At 40.1% G+C, this 17,056-nt stretch carries 19 protein-coding genes and 1 pseudogene; 5 read left to right on the top strand and 15 right to left on the bottom strand.

What is annotated here, in order from left to right; translation table 11 throughout:
* Positions 1 to 13: 13 nt before the first annotated feature.
* The 10 genes from mtnA to BMMGA3_RS18335 all read right to left on the bottom strand — a co-directional run bounded on the left by mtnA (position 14) and on the right by BMMGA3_RS18335 (position 9,530).
* Positions 14 to 1,060 (bottom strand): S-methyl-5-thioribose-1-phosphate isomerase, encoded by a 1,047-nt coding sequence (gene mtnA, locus BMMGA3_RS07360; protein WP_004433811.1) that lies wholly within the window; start codon positions 1,058 to 1,060, stop codon positions 14 to 16.
* 307 nt (positions 1,061 to 1,367) lie between these two features.
* Complete coding sequence (locus BMMGA3_RS07355; protein ID WP_004433810.1) at positions 1,368 to 2,420, bottom strand: galactitol-1-phosphate 5-dehydrogenase; 1,053 nt, start codon at positions 2,418 to 2,420, stop codon at positions 1,368 to 1,370.
* Between the two features lie 21 nt (positions 2,421 to 2,441).
* Positions 2,442 to 2,717 (bottom strand): hypothetical protein, encoded by a 276-nt coding sequence (locus BMMGA3_RS07350; protein ID WP_155815524.1) that lies wholly within the window; start codon positions 2,715 to 2,717, stop codon positions 2,442 to 2,444.
* 25 nt (positions 2,718 to 2,742) lie between these two features.
* A complete protein-coding gene (locus tag BMMGA3_RS07345; protein WP_004433808.1) occupies positions 2,743 to 3,774 on the bottom strand; it encodes a zinc-binding dehydrogenase in 1,032 nt (343 codons plus the stop codon).
* A gap of 34 nt (positions 3,775 to 3,808) precedes the next feature.
* Positions 3,809 to 5,071, bottom strand: coding sequence for a PTS galactitol transporter subunit IIC (locus tag BMMGA3_RS07340; protein ID WP_004433805.1), 1,263 nt, complete (start codon positions 5,069 to 5,071; stop codon positions 3,809 to 3,811).
* A gap of 84 nt (positions 5,072 to 5,155) precedes the next feature.
* Positions 5,156 to 5,440: a PTS sugar transporter subunit IIB gene (locus tag BMMGA3_RS07335; protein WP_004433804.1), complete on the bottom strand. Its 285-nt coding sequence runs from the start codon at positions 5,438 to 5,440 to the stop codon at positions 5,156 to 5,158.
* A gap of 15 nt (positions 5,441 to 5,455) precedes the next feature.
* Positions 5,456 to 5,923: a PTS sugar transporter subunit IIA gene (locus BMMGA3_RS07330; protein WP_004433802.1), complete on the bottom strand. Its 468-nt coding sequence runs from the start codon at positions 5,921 to 5,923 to the stop codon at positions 5,456 to 5,458.
* Between the two features lie 21 nt (positions 5,924 to 5,944).
* On the bottom strand, positions 5,945 to 8,011 hold the full coding sequence (locus BMMGA3_RS07325; RefSeq protein WP_034669200.1) for a BglG family transcription antiterminator: 2,067 nt from the start codon (positions 8,009 to 8,011) through the stop codon (positions 5,945 to 5,947).
* A gap of 308 nt (positions 8,012 to 8,319) precedes the next feature.
* Positions 8,320 to 9,273: a hydroxyethylthiazole kinase gene (gene thiM, locus BMMGA3_RS17850; RefSeq protein WP_275451418.1), complete on the bottom strand. Its 954-nt coding sequence runs from the start codon at positions 9,271 to 9,273 to the stop codon at positions 8,320 to 8,322.
* A gap of 47 nt (positions 9,274 to 9,320) precedes the next feature.
* Positions 9,321 to 9,530: a hypothetical protein gene (locus tag BMMGA3_RS18335; protein WP_003349726.1), complete on the bottom strand. Its 210-nt coding sequence runs from the start codon at positions 9,528 to 9,530 to the stop codon at positions 9,321 to 9,323.
* Between the two features lie 183 nt (positions 9,531 to 9,713).
* On the opposite strand from BMMGA3_RS18335, the gene BMMGA3_RS17245 reads away from it, so the two are divergent.
* Positions 9,714 to 9,887 (top strand): IS3 family transposase, encoded by a 174-nt coding sequence (locus BMMGA3_RS17245; RefSeq protein ID WP_081485716.1) that lies wholly within the window; start codon positions 9,714 to 9,716, stop codon positions 9,885 to 9,887.
* A 308-nt stretch (positions 9,888 to 10,195) separates the two neighbouring features.
* Here the strand turns inward: BMMGA3_RS17245 and BMMGA3_RS07310 are convergent, their stop codons facing one another.
* The 5 genes and pseudogenes from BMMGA3_RS07310 to BMMGA3_RS07285 form a co-directional block, all read right to left on the bottom strand.
* Positions 10,196 to 10,498 carry a hypothetical protein gene (locus tag BMMGA3_RS07310; protein WP_003349727.1) on the bottom strand — a complete coding sequence of 101 codons (303 nt, stop codon included), beginning with the start codon at positions 10,496 to 10,498 and terminating at the stop codon, positions 10,196 to 10,198.
* Positions 10,499 to 11,392: 894 nt separating this feature from the next.
* Positions 11,393 to 11,584 carry a hypothetical protein gene (locus tag BMMGA3_RS07300; RefSeq protein ID WP_003349729.1) on the bottom strand — a complete coding sequence of 64 codons (192 nt, stop codon included), beginning with the start codon at positions 11,582 to 11,584 and terminating at the stop codon, positions 11,393 to 11,395.
* A 201-nt stretch (positions 11,585 to 11,785) separates the two neighbouring features.
* The gene (locus BMMGA3_RS17840) at positions 11,786 to 12,718 is read right to left on the bottom strand and encodes a hypothetical protein (protein WP_185762561.1); all 933 of its coding nucleotides are present in this window, start codon (positions 12,716 to 12,718) and stop codon (positions 11,786 to 11,788) included.
* On the bottom strand, positions 12,711 to 13,400 hold the full coding sequence (locus BMMGA3_RS07290) for a phenylacetate--CoA ligase family protein (protein WP_003349732.1): 690 nt from the start codon (positions 13,398 to 13,400) through the stop codon (positions 12,711 to 12,713). Before BMMGA3_RS07290 ends, BMMGA3_RS17840 begins: the two co-directional genes overlap by 8 nt.
* A gap of 136 nt (positions 13,401 to 13,536) precedes the next feature.
* Positions 13,537 to 13,953 (bottom strand): annotated as a pseudogene (locus BMMGA3_RS07285) (adenylyl-sulfate kinase).
* Positions 13,954 to 14,286: 333 nt separating this feature from the next.
* Between BMMGA3_RS07285 and BMMGA3_RS07280 the strand changes: the two are divergent.
* The 4 genes from BMMGA3_RS07280 (at position 14,287) to BMMGA3_RS07265 (ending at position 16,889) form a co-directional block, all read left to right on the top strand.
* Positions 14,287 to 14,814: a tetratricopeptide repeat protein gene (locus BMMGA3_RS07280; protein ID WP_003349735.1), complete on the top strand. Its 528-nt coding sequence runs from the start codon at positions 14,287 to 14,289 to the stop codon at positions 14,812 to 14,814.
* A gap of 177 nt (positions 14,815 to 14,991) precedes the next feature.
* On the top strand, positions 14,992 to 15,585 hold the full coding sequence (locus BMMGA3_RS07275) for a hypothetical protein (protein ID WP_003349737.1): 594 nt from the start codon (positions 14,992 to 14,994) through the stop codon (positions 15,583 to 15,585).
* A gap of 189 nt (positions 15,586 to 15,774) precedes the next feature.
* On the top strand, positions 15,775 to 15,957 hold the full coding sequence (locus BMMGA3_RS17835; protein ID WP_155815649.1) for a hypothetical protein: 183 nt from the start codon (positions 15,775 to 15,777) through the stop codon (positions 15,955 to 15,957).
* Between the two features lie 149 nt (positions 15,958 to 16,106).
* Complete coding sequence (locus BMMGA3_RS07265; protein WP_038502145.1) at positions 16,107 to 16,889, top strand: alpha/beta fold hydrolase; 783 nt, start codon at positions 16,107 to 16,109, stop codon at positions 16,887 to 16,889.
* Positions 16,890 to 17,056 lie beyond the last annotated feature (167 nt).

The following is a 17,056-nucleotide window of genomic DNA, read 5'->3' as shown; positions in this document are numbered from 1 at the left end:
GGCATTTTAAAATTTAAGAAAAGAGCTTTGGCAGTTCTTCTTTGTAGTTGCCTTTGATAATCCCTTTTTCTGTTATTATGGCTGTGATGAGTTCATGAGGTGTTACATCAAAGGCAGGATTAAATACTTTTACTCCATCAGGTGCTGTTTGCTTCCCAAAACCATGTGTAATTTCTTCCTTCCCCCGCTCTTCAATCGGAATGTCTGCTCCTGTAGCGGTCGCCATATCAATGGTCGAAATTGGTGCAGCTACATAAAAAGGAATATTATGTGCTTTTGCTAACAGCGCAACACCATAAGTCCCGATTTTATTTGCCACATCTCCATTTGCCGCAACCCTGTCACATCCGACGATGACTGCCTGTACCCAGCCTTTTTGCATCACATGGGCTGCCATGCTGTCAGTGATGAGCGTGACATCAATTCCTGCCTGTATGAGTTCCCATGTTGTCAAGCGAGCCCCTTGCAACAACGGGCGGGTCTCATCAGCAAAAACTTTAATGTTCCATCCTTTTTCCTTCGCAAGGTAGATCGGTGCAAGTGCCGTTCCATACTTGGCGGTTGCAATTCCGCCGGCGTTGCAATGAGTCAACACGCCCATTCCATCTTGAAAAAGTGTCAGGGCATGTTCGCCAATGGACCGGCAGACTTCTTCATCTTCGTGGCGGATTAAGTGGGCCTCTTCTTCAAGTGCCTGTTTAATCTCTCGTACAGGACGGCTGCTCTCCAATTTTGCCCGCTCATCCATTCTTTTTAGCGCCCAAAATAAATTGACTGCGGTTGGCCTTGATGTTGCCAAATAATCTGCTTTTTCTTTAAAGTCTTTGTAAAATGCTTCAAAATTTTCTTCCGGGGAATTTTTGATTCCGAGCAAAAGGCCGTAAGCAGCAGCGATCCCAATTGCCGGTGCTCCTCGAACCTTTAATTGTTTAATCGCATCCCATGTTTCTTTAATATCGTGAATTTCTAAAAATTCCGTTACCGTTGGAAGTTTTGTTTGATCTAATATTTTTAATACTCCATTTTCGTAAATAACGGACTTGATAAAACTTTTTGCCATTTCTGTGTTCTCCTCTGTCAATTTTCAGATGATTTTTAAATATTTTACCATAAAAACCAGCAATGCTTTGGCTTTTTTTAAGGTGTTTATGGTTATCATCCTATTAACTGCTATAAACATAATTGATACAATTACAATTAAGAACAAATAGATGGTTATTCGCTTAAAAAAGAAAGAGGCCGTCTCAAAAACCTGAGGGTCAGACCATAATGTTTGATAAATGTGCTATATATTGATAATACACATGGGGGCAGACCCTTTAGAGACAGCCTCCATCATTTTCATATGATTTACGAATTACAAATTATTATGATTTTTCTGGATGGAAGAGAACCTTACCGAAAAATCCGTCTTTGTTAATCATTTTTTCAAAAATTTCTGGTCCATCCGCAAGGGAAACACGATGAGTTATGAATGGTTTTACTTTAATTTGACCCTTGTCCATGTATTGAATCGTTGTACTCCACTCTCTGCCTGGAAATGGAGCTGAGATCGCATTCCAAGATCCTAGTACAGTTAATTCATTTCTTACGATTTTCTCGAAATAAAATCGTTCGATATTTACGTCCGAATATGGGATCCCTAAAAATAAGACTTGCCCTCCTTTTTTTGCCAGCGCAAATACTTGAGCAGATGTAACAGGAGAACCGGCTGACTCAATGACTAAATCAACCCCTTTTCCATTCGTTAATTCCATTAACTGTTCATAAGCCGTTTTTTCTACTGAATGAATTACAACATCCGCACCGACTTCTTTTGCAATTTTTAATTTCTTATGATCAATGTCGATTACATACACTTTTCTCGCACCGAAAATTTTAGCCCATTGAACAGCTAATAAACCAATACTGCCGGATCCCATTACCGCAACATCTGCGCCAGGCAGCAAATTAGTTCGGTAAAACCCATGTGCTACTACAGAGGAGGGTTCTATACATGCAGCAGTATCAAAATCAATCGTGTCAGGTATAGGGAGTACATGTTCTTCAGGAAGCTTTACATACTCGGCAAAAGCTCCAGGATGCTTAGCTCCAATGACTGTTAATTTCTCGCATTGCGATAGGAATCCTTTTTTACAACTTTCACACTTGCCACAATAAAGCGCCGGACATCCTGCCACACGATCTCCGATTTTTACACTGCTGACGTCTGATCCGATGGCAGCTACTTCACCGCTGAATTCATGTCCCCACACCATTCCTTCAATATAAGGGCCTAGCTTCGCATATCTTGATAAGTCAGAGCCGCAAATACCTGCGGCTTTGACTTTGATTATCACTTCATCACTTTTCTCAATAACCGGTTCCACTGTTTCTTCGAATCTTAAATCCCTTTTTCCATACAGCTTTAATGCTTTCATTCCATTTTGCATCCTTTCAGTTTAACGCTTATGGCCTCCTGTAGTCTCAGCAGAAACATTTGATTGGTGAGATTGTTTTTTATGTTTAAAATAGGAGGTCAAAGCTAAACCTACAACTATCGTATTAATCGGCATCTGATATTGAACATATAAATCGCCTATCATTCTCCCATACGGTCCAAGTGCAAAATCAAGAATCTTTTCAATCATAATGCCGACACCGTCCTTTCTCATTTCATTCCCGGACAGGTAAAAATGATCATTCCTTGTATTTTTGCATACCTCTTCGGCTTTCAATTCAAATACTCTGCAATCGTTTACATTAATCAATAGGTGTCAACAATACTTTGATCGCCTCTCCATTTTTAATTACTTTGTAGGCTTCATCCCATTGACCAATATTAAATTGATGAGTAACAAGTGCTTTTGCATTTACTTTCTTTTCATTCATTAAGGCTAATGCTGGTTCCCAGTCACTCGGTTTTTGACTTCTAGATCCGACCATCGTAATTTCTTTTTGAATAATCTTTTCCGAATCGATAAGAATCTCGTGTTTTGCAAAAATACCTACCTGTATAAATTGCCCTTTCTTTTTCAATAATTCCAGCCCCATATTCACTGCTGGAACAGCCCCTGTGCACTCAAGAACAACATCAGCACCGTATCCATCTGTCAGGCTTTTTACAATACTGTTTATGTCTTCTTCTTGAATATTAACAGCATAATCAATTCCCAATTCTTTCGCCTTTTCTAGACGAAGTTTATCATTAGACAATCCAGTAATAATAACGGTTGCTCCATACGTTTTTACGACTTGAGCAGTCAGCAGCCCTATTGGTCCGGGACCTAAAACGACAACAACATCTCCTTCTTTAATTGCTGCTTTCTTTACCGCATGATACGCACATGCAAGCGGCTCAGTCATAGCTGCAGATTCATAATCTACATGTTCAGGAAGCTTATGAATGCTTTCTTTTCTAGCGATTACATATTTGGCAAAGCTTCCATTTTGCTGTGTTCCTAATCCTTTTCTGCTGCTGCATAAATTGTAATCACCTGATCGACAGTAGATGCAAGTTCCACAGATGTAAAAAGTCGTTTCTGACGTTACTCTGTCTCCTGGTTTAAATTCTGTTACATTTTCACCTACTTCAACTATTTCCCCAGAAAATTCATGCCCTAAAATAACAGGCGCCTTCACTTTATAATGACCTTCATACGTATGGATATCGGTGCCGCATATCCCACTATATTTCACAAGTATTTTTACTTGGTCTTTGCCTACTTTCGGTTCTTCCACATCTACAATTTCCAGATTTCCAAATCCTAGTTCTTTTTTGACTAAAGCTTTCATCTCTCAATCTACCTTCCATTTTTTGGAATCCAGTTTAATTAAATAAAGCAAAAATTCTATAAATTACATAGTTAATTAGGTTACCGCCTTGGTCGATACTAGATATTTTGCTTGCCCCTTCAGGCATTTTAAATTTGGCATCTATGGCCATTTGTGTATGAAGATCTGCAAGATCTGTAGCCATATAAAGGGATAAAGCAATCAAAATCGTACCAACAATCACTGAATGAACAATATTTCCTCGTGAAGCACCGACGATAAATGCGACAATAAAAGGAATCGTTGCTAAGTCACCGAATGGAAGAACATTATTACCCGGTAAGATTACAGCTATTACTACTGTGATCGGAACAAGGATTAAAGCAGTTGAAATTACGGCAGGATGACCGATGGCAACAGCCGCATCAAGCCCGATATAAATGTTTTTAGCGCCAAATTTCTTTTGAAGTAATTCACGTGCCGATTCCGAAATAGGCATAAGGCCTTCCATTAAAATTTTTACCATTCTAGGCATAAGAACCATAACTGCTGCCATTGACATACCAATTTTAATTATTTTGCCAGCAGGATAACCGGCAAGCAGCCCTAATACGGAACCAAGAATCAAACCCATAAAAATCGGTTCACCGAATATTCCAAATCTTTTTTGGATAGTTTCAGGATCTGCATTTAAGTTTTTAATAAAAGGAATTTTTTGCACCAATTTCACAAGTGGAATCCCAAGAACTGCATAAGAAACAGTACTTCCGGTAGCAACAGATATTCCCGGCAATCCAAAGTAATTTTCCAGCATTGGAGCTGTCCAATCGGCAATTTTTAAACATACAATTTGGAATAAAAGTGCTGCAATTAACCCTTGAATGATGCTTCCTGATAATGCGTAAACAATTGCACCCATGAACGTAAAATGCCAGAAATTCCAAATATCCACGTTCATCGTTTTCGTAGTTTTGGTGAGAAGCATTATCACATTTACTAATAATCCGAGCGGTATCATAAATGCTGCAATTGGAGAAGCCCACGAAATTGAAGCTGCAGCTGGCCATCCAACATCAATGACATGTAAATGAATTCCGAATCTCTCAACCATGCCTTTAGCTGCTGGACCAAGGTTGCTTACAAGCAAATCTACCACCAAGAAAATTCCAACAAAAGCGACACCAATGGTTAAACCCGCTCTAAAAGCCTTCCCGGGTTTTTGGCCAAACAGCAAGCCTAGTATGAATATAGCAATTGGCAAAATAACAGTTGCACCTAAATTTAAGAATGATTGCAATGCATCAACAAATTCCTTCATCGTTTTCAACCTCCTGTTTATTTTCTATTGGATTCCAAGAGGTCATCAAGGAATCCAAATTTTTCTTAGCCAAAAGGTTATGGATTATTTTTTTAGCTGTTCCAATATTTCTTTTTTCACTTCATCTAATCCTAATCCCGTTAAAAACGCTCTTGCATTGATTACCGGGAATGGATATTCATTTTGAACGATGGTTGTTGTTACTAACAGATCGGCCGTATCGACATATGAACCTACTTCAGTAATCTTAATTTGAACAATTTCACATTCAATCTGATTTTCTTTGCAAAGGTCTTCTATCGCTTTGCTCACAATTGTCGATGTCGCAATTCCTGTTCCGCAGGCTACTAATACTTGTTTTTTCTTCATGTTCAATCTCCCCTTTTATATGATTTGTAAATGTTTTATTAAACGTTTTTTTATGTTAGTCTTGTTTTCTTCTACTATTAGAAACTGCAATTCTTCATCGTTTTGAAAGATTTCCATTAGTTTCTGAAGAACAACAAGATGAGAATCTTTTTTATCTATGGCAAGCATAAATACAATTTGAACAGGCGTTTCTGCGCCTATCTCTCCCATAACGCCAAATTTCACGGGTTCTTTTAATATCGCTACACTTATTGCTTTTTTATTTACATGCTCTGAATCCGTATGAGGGATTGCAACAGAAATGCCATTTGTAGGCAAACCAGTCGCAAACGTTTTTTCTCTCTCAATGACAGCGTCGATAAAGCTTTCTTTTACTAATCCTTTTCTAAACAGATTTGTGGCCATTGTTCTTAATAGTTCTTCTCTGCTATTTACATCGATATCTGTAAAAATTAGTGATTCATCAAAGTATATTTCACTCACTTATTTTTCACCTCAATACTCTCAGACAAGCAATGGTTCCTCTGCATATTTTTTCATGATTTCGTGGATCTCATAAACAGATTTTGCATTGATGATTTGCTGACGATGTTCATCATTTCTTACTAACCTCAATAACTGCGTAAGTGCACGAAGATGACGATCTTTGTCCAGTGCTGCGATAATAAACACTAACTGTATCGAATAATCCTTCGCAAAGGTTACTCCTTTCCTTAAACGAAGCAAACTCATTGAAATCTCGTTTACGCCTTCTTCCGGTGCAGCGTGAGGAATCGCTGTATTCGGAGCAATGACAATATATGGATCATATTGACAGCGCTTAATCATAGAATCTATATAATATTCTGAAATTCTATTGCACTTTAGCAGCGGCTGTGATGCAAGTTCAATCGCTTCCTCCCATGAACGAACCGAGTGGCGCAATGTAATCATAGAAGGAGTTATTAATTCATATAAATTTGGATTTTTATTGCTAAATCCGTAGCTAAAGTCCGCTGTCTTGTCTTGGCTAATGTACTCCAATAACTGTTTTGACAAGTTTTTTCTATCTTTTATTACACAATGCTTTTCGACGATTTCCAAAATATCCTCTACATTTAACTCTTTTGGCACATATCCATATAATTCGAGCATGACTTGTTTACGTAATCTTTTTTTCTCTTCATATCCGAGAAAAGAATTTACGTAAAAAAATTTTTTCTTTGTTTCTACGAACACCGGTGAAAAAACAATGTCGTAATCCATTGAATATTCTTGAAATTCCCTGATTGATAATGAGTCCAGAAAAATAAACTCTGGAAACAATTCTCTTAATGTACTGAACATCAATCGGGAAACGGAAACACCTTTTGGACAAACGACTACCGCTTTCAATCTTTTACTTATATTTTCCCCTTGTTGTGTCAGCCACCCCCCGATTAGCATCGTTAAGTATGCGACTTCACTTTCCGGGATGTCGCACCCAATTAAGTCAATCAAAGGTTGAATAGACTTTTTCACCAAATAATGAAGCTCTTTTAAGTCTCGGTTAATCATTTCAGAGATTTCATTTGCTTCTGTTAAGTTATACTTAATCCGGTAATATGCCGGTTTCATATGAAGAAGCAGCTTATGCAGCAGCTGATCTCTATCTTTCAGAAAAATGCATGTATTTTTTTCAAAAAGGACAAGCATTTCATCCAAGGCTTGCACTAAGTTTGGAATTGTTTCTTCAGTTAATCCTTCTGACCAATGGACATTCGTTGTAAGTAAATGCAGCGTGATAAAGAGACGCTCTTCTTCCGGAACATCATTCATATCATGAAGAATTTCTTCCGTCGCCAAATATTCTTTCGTATCAGAAATTTCTTTATAATTGATGTAAAATGGGCCAATTTGCTTCCCTTGTTTCACTCTTCTTAAAATAAGAATGAAAATATAAGGCATGATCTCAATCTTTTCATCAGTAAATTTCAAATTTAATGACTTTTCTACTTGTTCTATCTTTCTTCTAAATTCCACTATTTCTTCATTTGATAACTGAGCAATTCGTCTTACTATTTCGGCTCCTCCATCCATTTTCAAAACCTTGTCTAATGTGGATACCAAGAGCTTGCGAATGTTGAATTCCTTTCCTTCAATTAGATACCCATGTTTTCGCGAGTACCTAAACTGAAGTCCATAATCATTCGCAATTTTCCTTACTTGCTGCAAGTCATCTATGACTGTATTCTTGCTTACTTTTAATTCACTCGTAAAATGAGCTAATGAAAGTTCTTCCTTTTTGCTTATTAACATTAGGAATATAATGTTTATTCGTTGCATTTTGGTTAATTCGCTTACATTCTCATATCTAAATTCTTCATCGAGAGCAAGCTTAGATTTTAAGCTTTTATCTATAAGGAAGTAACCATTATTCGTCCGTTCAATCGTCGGTATATTTTTGCTTTCCAACCACATATTTATTTTTTTGAAGCTGTATCCAATCTGCCTGCGACTTAACTGATATTTCTTCTCTAATTCTTTACTGCTGATATTTGAATTTTCAGTCACCTCTCTTAACAGTTGGACACATCTGACATCAAGCATCATTGTATCCCTCCTATCTAGGTACATTTTAGCACTAAAAACCAATGAATTGCATACGCTTTCATTCCTTTTTTTGAATTTGTGCGGTACAAAATTGGGATTTACTTATGAAAAAAGAGGCTGTCTCATAAGGGTCTGACCCCATGTTCGTTTATCAATATATAGCACATTTATGCAACATTATGTCCTATATATTGTGTTATGGGGTCTGACCCTCTGGCTTTTGAGACAGCCTCATTCTCCATTGTCTTCAAAATTTACTTAAGTGCTTTAAGAAACGTTCATTGTTCCATTTCTTCATTTTCTAAAACTTATGCCAGCAGCTGAATCTTCTCCCGTTGCTCCAATATTTCATTCGAAACATTAGCCAATTGATTTAGAAATTCGATTTGGAAACTGCCAGGACCTTGTTCAGCTGTTTTAGCTGCTGCCAGCTCTGCAGCTACACCATAAAAAGCTAAAGCTTCAGCCGACGCATATATAGGGTCTTCTGATGCTGCAAGGAAAGTACCGATAACCGAACTAAGCAAACAGCCAGTACCCGTCACTTTTGTTAATATAGGGTGGCCATTTTCAACAATATACGTTTTCTCTCCGTTTGTAATAACATCTTTTTTTCCTGTAATTACAACGATGCAATCAAGCTCCTTGGCAGCTTGTTGAGCGAGTGCAACAATGTCACCCTTGCCTTCTCCGGAGTCTACTCCTTTGATCGACCATTCTTTACCGATCACGTTTGCTATTTCTGCAGCATTTCCTCGCAGAACATCTACCTTAACCTCCTGCAAAATTCTTCGTGCTGATTCTGTACGGTAAGGTGTAGCACCTGCCCCAACTGGATCAAATACAACAGGTACATTGTTTTCATTCGCTGATTTACCAGCAATGATAATAGATTCTACGACTTTATCATCAAGTGTACCCATATTCAATACAAGTGCACTTGCTATTTTCGCCATATCGGCCACTTCCTCATGCGCATACGCCATCACTGGGGAAGCACCCAAAGCTAATAATCCATTCGCCGTAAAATTTGCACCCATCGTTAGGAGTAATTCACGGTATTCAGCTCCCCCTGATTTAAATCCATCATATGTACTAACCACAATCGGGAAAAACGCCGTTAAAATGGTGACCGCAATTTTGCTCCAAATGGAATAGCCAAACCACATGATAAAAATGGGAGAAATCACAATCAGCGGAACCGTTTGTGAAATAACGAGAAAGGGGTAGAGAAACTTTTCTAACGCCCGAGAAAAATGCAAGCCAACGCCTAATAAAGTTCCCCCAAAAACGGAGAGGCAAAATCCTATTAATACCTCCCAAAGGGTTCAGGTAAATGCACTTCCAATAATAGCCGCCTGTTATCCATTAAGGATTGGCCGATAGCCGTTGGAGAAGGCAAAATAAAGGATGGAATAAAACCTTTTCGACCAATCCATTCCCACAAGCATATTAATAAGACGACAACCAATAAAAACAGGCCATAGTCTTCCATCCACTTTTTCCAGCTACTTTTCATCTCGAATCAGCCACTCCAATTCTTTTCTCAATGCAATAAACTCGGGTTGATAAATATGTTATGTTTTTCTCGGCCTAGCAAGATCGACCCTCACTTCTTGAACCTTCTGCGTACTTGTACCTGGCAACAGATAGATCCGGTCGCTTAACAAAATGGCCTCTTCAAGATCGTGGGTGATAAAGAGTGATTTATAGAAAAAGATTTAAGACACGTGAGGAAGCCATCCAGTCCATCAATTATTATATAGCCAGCTTTTATAACGAAAAAAGAAAGCATTCCACCCTGAATTACTGTTCCCCCAATCAATTCGAGAGAAAATATGATTCAGAAAATCTGGTGAAAGAACTCATTAGTTAACCATTTGGGTTTAAAAGTGATAAGTCCTGGTTTTTGGACTTATCACTTTTAAAGCCCTAGCAAACGAAGTGCGGTAGGGGTTTTAGATTCAAAGGCTTTCAAATTAATGTGTCCACTTTCTTGACATAAGACCATTATTTCGAAAAAATCGCAAAAAAATTGAATTAAGATATAAATAAAAATGAGACTGAATATATATAACATAAGGTATTGGATTTCATATTCCAATACCTTACTTTGTTATGAACGGTATAAAATTACATTTGGGATACGGACGTAAATTCTATATGAATCAATACAAAAAATGTTTAATCCATTTCTAATTTCTTTTCAACCCTATATAATTTCCTATCGCATTCATTTACGATCTTGGCTACATATTCAACATCATATCTTAACACTTCAAGCTGCTTTTTAATGTCACCAAATGTTTCTCCAATGTCCGCAGACTGCAGTTCTTCTCCATCTAACTCAAGTTTCTGTCTTATTTTATAAAGTTGTTCATCTACACTATCCAACCGCTTATCCAACTGTTGTTCTAAAGTATCAAAACGCTTGTCAATACTTGATTTAAGCTCAGTTATTGCTAATAAAACTTCCCTTCGTTCCATTTTCTCCCTCCCGCTTTTCTTATGTATTACACCTATCATTCTTTTTTTATTATACAAAGAAAACCGTTCCCTAAAGGAAAATTTTAATATCTTAAATATGAGTTTTTTAGTTTTTCTGCTGCTTCATTTGCATGTTAGGTAGGATAACTTTCGATTATCTCAAAGGCTATTTCCTAGTTACAGAGGGCAATCTGACAAAGTAATAGCGACAGATCATTTCAGGCGTGTCGTCTCTGGTGGGTTCGATTCCCACACGGTGCAAAACAGCTCGTTGATCAATATTTTCCATGTATGTTATTCTCAATTATTAAGCTAGGCATTCCATACAGACAATTGAAAGATCCGCGTGATAACAATTCTAAGAGCGCTGATTCTCGGAGGGAAAGGCGTCCCATTGGAGAGTATCTATCAAAAAAGACAGGCAAGTCATTCGCGAACTCATCAAATAAACTATATATAAAACTTTTGTAGGCATCACCCTTTTCTCCAAGAGCTGTTCCCGATAAACGTGTATATAATTGAAACCTTTCGAATTGTACCCATTTACTATAGATTCAACTAAAATTCCGCGAGCCTCAGCCATTCGCATAGCACATAAACGATTGAGAATTGTGAAAGCCTGTTCGCGAATAATACGATTCATTGCTTCAAATATACCACCGGTAGGACTTGTAGCAATGTAAAGATTAATTGTATCTCTTATTAAACTTGCCGTTTGTCTTCGCGCATCATCAAGATGTTTAAGTTTACTCAAGTCGCTAACGAGCCCGGTATTTGGGTCTAATCCATATTCATTCTGCATCTTTCTAATAAACTCATTTTACAAGAGCAATCGTGTCTCACTTACAAACTTTTGAAGTTTACTTCGTGTACCTTGATCAAATGCCATTTTCATCATTCCTCTATTTTCAATGAAATCTCTATTTTATTGTAATATATCATTTGCTTTTTCAACTCATGTAACCTCAAAATAAGATCATCCAACTGGTCAGAGGCTGTTAACGAAGATGGTATTTTAAAAGCTTCAATGAATTTTTCTTTACCTTCTCTTCGAGCTTTTTCTTTTTCTGCTTCAACACGCTGCAAATGTCTTTCCTGGCCACGGCGTTTTATTTTTTCTTTTAACTAATTTAACAATGAATTAATGTCATATTCTTGGTTCATGTAGGCGCCTCTTTGGAATATCTCATTTTTCCGGTTCTGTTTTTTTCAAATGTCTTTGGGATTCTTCAATGTTTACTTCGTTTAGACCACCATTAGCTAGTTGTTCAAATCAAGATAGTCAGTTTAATTCAAGTACAATTTAATTTTCGTCTGGTCGTTCACAGAGAAACCAGTTAATTTTCTCGTAGGTTCTTCAATTGGGTCACTTTGTTCTATTTTTTTCGGTTCTGTTTTTTTGGTTCTGTTTTTTTCGGTTCTGTTTTTTTTGGTTCTGTTTTTTTGGTTCTGTTTTTTTGGTTCTGCTTTTTTCGATTCTGCTTTTTTCGGTTTTGCTTTTTTCGGTTTTGCTTTTTTCGGTTTTGCTTTTTTCGGTTTTGCTTTTTTCGGTTCTGCTTTTTTCGGTTCTGCTTTTTTCGGTTCTGCTTTTTTCGATTCTGCTTTTTTCGGTTCTGCTTTTTTCGGTTCTGCTTTTTTCGATTCTGCTTTTTTCGGTTCTGCTTTTTTCGATTCTGCTTTTTTCGGTTCTGCTTTTTTCGATTCTGTTTTTTCCGGTTCTGTTTTTTCCGGTTCTGTTTTTTCCGGTTCTGTCTTCTTATTAAAAATACGTTTTGCCGAATTGATTGCCGAATTGATCAATTGTTCTACAGGTATCTGCTCGATAAGGGAACTGAGAGCAAACTCCGTCTTAGCCGACGAGGTCTTCTCCGAGTCTTCTTTTCCTTCATCCTTTTCCTGATTTTCTAGTTTCTCTAACTCTTCTTGGATAAATCGCTTCCACTCCAAATCGCCCTCCTCTTTCGAAACTGTCGAAAGTGCTTCTTCCTCTGCGACCGGATTAGAATCAGTTTTCCTCTGAATACGGTCCATTGATTGCTTAGCCGACGAGGTCTTCTCCGAGTCTTCTTTTCCTTCATCCTTTTCCTGATTTTCTAGTTTCTCTAACTCTTTTTGGATAAACCGCTTCCATTCCAAATCGCCCTCCTGTTTCAAAACTGTCGAAGGTGCTTCTTCCTCTGCGACCGGATTAGAATCAGTTTTCCTCTGAATATCATCCATTGATTGGAAACCTCCTTTTATATGTTTGATGACTCTTTATATGTTTATGTGAGTTAGCGGATCTGGATTGGACTGAAGTGGAATTCACCGAATAATAATCCATTACCTTCATCAGCTCCAATGACTTATCGACGGGAGCCATGTATCCGCCTTTGCCGAGCGACAGCACCGCCGTTCCGAACGCAAACTGGAACAAACGTTGAAAACCGAGACCGGGCAGTGCAAACTCATACGGCAGCGCAATGGCCGCAACATCCTCGTCCGACTCCTTGAATATTTCCAAATATTTGGGCAGTAAATCGTATATATACAGATCAGCTAACGAGTAGGAGGTATAAATCGCCTTCCCCGAAGTTCCGCTTGTATGGTGAACCTGACCGATTTCTTTCGGATCGACGCATAAGACTATCTGCTTATCTCCTCGTATAACGTCTTTCTTGAGCAGCGGTACTGAAGCTAATTGCTCCAGGCTTTCGATTTTCGGTTCCGTGAAGCCCGCTTCTTCCAGCTTCGAACGGTAATATTCATTCTTGTTCCAGACATGGGCAAGCGTAGCGTTAATGACTTTCAACTGATAGTCTTCAATTCTTTGCCGAGGCAGCTTTTCAACGGTTCTTCCTTCATCGTCCAATTGCTTAAAAAAAATCCTTGAATGGTTCCAGATGGGATGAATGCTCGTCAATGGAAACCATCATCTTATGGGATTGCAACTTCATAAAAACCCTCCTAAGAAGCAATAGCCTGTTCATTTATGGTAAAGTGTGAACAAACTTACTACAATAACCATGTGCCTAAAACCAGTTTCGACGAGAAAATTGTTACAGACGGCTATGTGTGAACATTCCGGGGTCACTCCGTATATATAATGTTAGAAAGTCCAGGACCTGGGCGGCTGACTCGCATACCGTTTGCCTATCCAATTCTATCAAGATCTCCGGTCGCACCGGAGGCTCGTATGGAGCGGAAATGCTTGTAAACTGCAAGATTTCGCCTGCTCTCGCTTTTTTATATAGTCCTTTCGGATCCCGCCTTTCGCATTCGCTAAGCGGGCATTTTACATTAACCTCTATAAACTCTCCTTCATGAAAATAGATCGCGCTATGTCACGATCCCCACGATAAGGTGAAATGAACGCCGTAACGGATTCCCGCATCGACAAAAAGCTTTGCCACCTCCGCGATGCTGCGAATATTTTCCCTACGGTCATCCGGACCGAAACTGAGGTCTTTGTTCAAACCGTGGCGGATGTTATCCCCATCCAGAACATAAGAGCGGCAATTCAGGTTTGTGTCCAAACGGCAGCGGTCATCTCTTGTAATTTGGGACGGATGCCACGCTTTCCGACAAGTTTCTGCCCTCCTCCGTAATTACTGTTATGGAATGCACGAATGTAAAGACTTGACTCGGACAAACGTACATTTTTAATAAACTGGGTATTTCATCCAACCTCTATATGGGGATCGCACATATCGTAACAAGTAAATTGGAAATGAAAGAAGGGGATTTATCTATGTTGCTTTTACGGGTTGGAGAAGTACCAAGATTTTCAATATCGGAGGTCGATAGGAATGGCGGATCAAAGTGTCCATATGAAACAATTCGAGGAAGCCAAAACACTCCATAATAATGGGGTGGACGGAGACAAAAAAGCAGTGATAAAAGCAAACGAGATGTTCTTAAAGCTTCGTGAGGCCGAGCCAGTGAATGCGCTAATTGAAGCCTATTACGGCAGTACTCTCGTTCTATTAGGCCGGGATGCCGTTAAAATTCTGGAAAGAGCGGATAAGGCGCAAGAAGGACTAGATTCATTGAATCAAGCAATTTCCATGGACCCGAACCATAAAGAAATTCGGTTGTTGCGCGGGAACATTTGTCTGAGGCTGCCGGAGTCCTTTTTCCATTGCTCGGAAACGGCGATCGAGGACTTCACCTTCCTGCTTGACCACTATAAAGAGAATTCCAACTACCTTACTCCAAAGCAAGTACGCGAAGTACTGCGAAACCTAAGTGCAGCTTACCAAAATGCAGGAAAACCTGACAAAGCAAATTCATTCTTGCAGCTTCTCGATCAATTGGAACTGAAGAAAAAATCATAAGAAAAGAGAGGGAGGAGACCATTGACATTCAATGAGAGATTCGACAAGATTATCTCGCTGTATAAGAAAGGCGCGAAAGGCAATGTAACCGCCGTTCAGGAAGCGAATCAGCTGTTAGAACGGCTGTGACTCGATTATCCGGACCACCCTCATGCGGAAGCTTACCATGGCAGCATCATGCTTTTAATCGCTCGGGATAAAACGAACCCGCTCGAAAGGTTGAAATGGGCGAAAAACGGCTTAAAGCTTCTCGACAAAGCGGTAGCAGCCGCTCCGCACGACAGCAGGATCCGATATCTTCGCGGCAGGTCCGCATACAGGCTGCCAGAGAAGTATTTCCAACGGACGCGGACGGTAATTGAAGATTATACCTTCCTGATCGATCGGGAGTCACTTCAAGAAGGCATACTCGGGGCCAATGACTACACGAAACTAACCTACGAGCTCGGCGAGGCGTATCGCCGAATCGGTCGGAACGAAGATGCGGCCAGATGCTGGACGAAGCAGGAGCAGCAAACTCAGGATCCGGAATTCAGGCAGCTTCTCAGGCTAAAGCTGCAATCCTTGGAAGGCAAACCTTCGGTTGAACACATCCCAGCCAACGACAGCATCACATCGATCTTGATGGGAAGAGCCGCTCGCGCCGTCGGCAATACACTCCTCCAATGGGCGGAAAAGGAGATTAACGGTAACAAGAAGGAAGAGGAGAAGAAACAAGAAGCTCCCCGTAAGCGTCTCCGTAAGCATCACAAGAAGAAAATACGACACTAGAGCAAGAATCATCCCCTTACCCGGGTAAATCGCAGGATCGGAAAGGGGGTGAGGCACATGTCAGATATCATAAAAGGGGTCTTCAAGGAGTAAAGAAAGAGATCATTTATTTCGCCTTTGCTGCTTTGAGAAGCGGCGCTGCCCACGTCGGCAAACAACTTGTGAATGTGACGAGCGAGGAAAATCGCGATGAAAAGCAACCGTCCAGTTTACAATTGGGAGCGTTCACCAATGCAGACCGGTATCATGGGAACTGGCCAAGAATTAATGGCGATAGGACTGAAGCGCATAAAGGCAAGCTCACCACAGGAACAGAATTCGAAAATGTCCGAGGAATCCACGTGGACGAAACAATCGGCGGAAGAGAAATAAAACAGGAGTTCTACACGGAAAGGCTCAAGCCGTCAATCGGCTGAGGGCCTTTCCCTTTCATCCTCACTCTATTCCCTTCCGTAGAATATATTGATCTTGGATATCGTTCATTCGCGGCCAGAAATTACGAAATTGGAGAGTGGGCAATTTTGGAAAAAGTATTCGTCAACGGCATTAACATTTGTTATGAATCGATCGGGGAAGGATTTCCTTTAATCGGACTTACAGGAAAAGACAGCAACATGGACTGGTGGAACCCGGCAATCAAGGCAGCGTTAAGCGAAAGGAACCGCTTCATCATGCTCGATCATCGAGGTACAGGCCGGAGCGACGCTCCGACAGAAGCGTACGACATCTCGGATATGGCCAAGGATGTCATTGGGCTAATGAACGCGCTCGATATCGAAAAGGCACATATTTTAGGCCAATCCATGGGGGGAATGATTGCGCAGGAGCTTGCAATCGAAGTCCCCAGCCGCGTGTCGAAATTAATCTTATGTTCCACGACCTGCGGGGTCAAACGGGTGCCGCCTTCTTTTCGGATGATCAAGTGGCTGATGCGAAAGAACGCTGCATATTCCCCGCAAGACACGCTAAATATGCTTTACTCCAAAGCTTATATCCAGGAGAATCCGGACTTGATCGCTTCGCTCGTGGAACGGATGCAGATCGCGCCTTCGAACCCTAGAAGCATGGAGATTCATCGTGAGGCGAGCAAGAATTTCGATTCGTACCATCGGCTCGGGCGAATTTCGGCACCAACGCTTATTATTCACGGCGAGGATGATTGGGTCTTCAGTCCGAAGCATGCCAAGATTCTGAACCGTCGTATTCCAGGCTCCAAGCTGATTCTATTTCCCCATGCGGGCCACGGTGTCTTTTTACAGGAGCATCGCAAGGTGTTGGAGGAAATCCATCGTTTCGTAGATTGATCGGCATTAACGAAACAAAAAGACGACTCTTATTCATTTTGAATGAGTAGTCGTCTTTTCATTCATTCCAACATTGCGGCATGTCGTTTGAACTGATCCTCCAGGGAGCATCGGCCTCGCTGTCCGCCGTGACATCAAGTTGTCGTTTAGCGGCTGATCGTTTCACC

Source organism: Bacillus methanolicus MGA3, assembly GCF_000724485.1.
Lineage (GTDB): Bacteria > Bacillota > Bacilli > Bacillales > Cytobacillaceae > Bacillus_Z > Bacillus_Z methanolicus_A.
This window is presented reverse-complemented; position numbering and strand designations above follow the sequence as displayed.

Coding starts and splice junctions, on each gene's coding strand:
- BMMGA3_RS07280 (WP_003349735.1), top strand. CDS start 14,287: ATGGCGGATCAAAGTGTCCATATGAAACAATTCGAGGAAGCCAAAACA.
- BMMGA3_RS17840 (WP_185762561.1), bottom strand. CDS start 12,718: ATGGATGATATTCAGAGGAAAACTGATTCTAATCCGGTCGCAGAGGAA.
- BMMGA3_RS18335 (WP_003349726.1), bottom strand. CDS start 9,530: ATGAAAAGTAGCTGGAAAAAGTGGATGGAAGACTATGGCCTGTTTTTA.
- BMMGA3_RS07355 (WP_004433810.1), bottom strand. CDS start 2,420: ATGAAAGCATTAAAGCTGTATGGAAAAAGGGATTTAAGATTCGAAGAA.
- BMMGA3_RS07275 (WP_003349737.1), top strand. CDS start 14,992: ATGCTTTTAATCGCTCGGGATAAAACGAACCCGCTCGAAAGGTTGAAA.
- BMMGA3_RS07335 (WP_004433804.1), bottom strand. CDS start 5,440: ATGAAGAAAAAACAAGTATTAGTAGCCTGCGGAACAGGAATTGCGACA.
- mtnA (WP_004433811.1), bottom strand. CDS start 1,060: ATGGCAAAAAGTTTTATCAAGTCCGTTATTTACGAAAATGGAGTATTA.
- BMMGA3_RS07340 (WP_004433805.1), bottom strand. CDS start 5,071: ATGAAGGAATTTGTTGATGCATTGCAATCATTCTTAAATTTAGGTGCA.
- BMMGA3_RS17835 (WP_155815649.1), top strand. CDS start 15,775: ATGAAAAGCAACCGTCCAGTTTACAATTGGGAGCGTTCACCAATGCAG.
- BMMGA3_RS07310 (WP_003349727.1), bottom strand. CDS start 10,498: ATGGAACGAAGGGAAGTTTTATTAGCAATAACTGAGCTTAAATCAAGT.
- BMMGA3_RS07325 (WP_034669200.1), bottom strand. CDS start 8,011: ATGATGCTTGATGTCAGATGTGTCCAACTGTTAAGAGAGGTGACTGAA.
- BMMGA3_RS07345 (WP_004433808.1), bottom strand. CDS start 3,774: ATGAAAGCTTTAGTCAAAAAAGAACTAGGATTTGGAAATCTGGAAATT.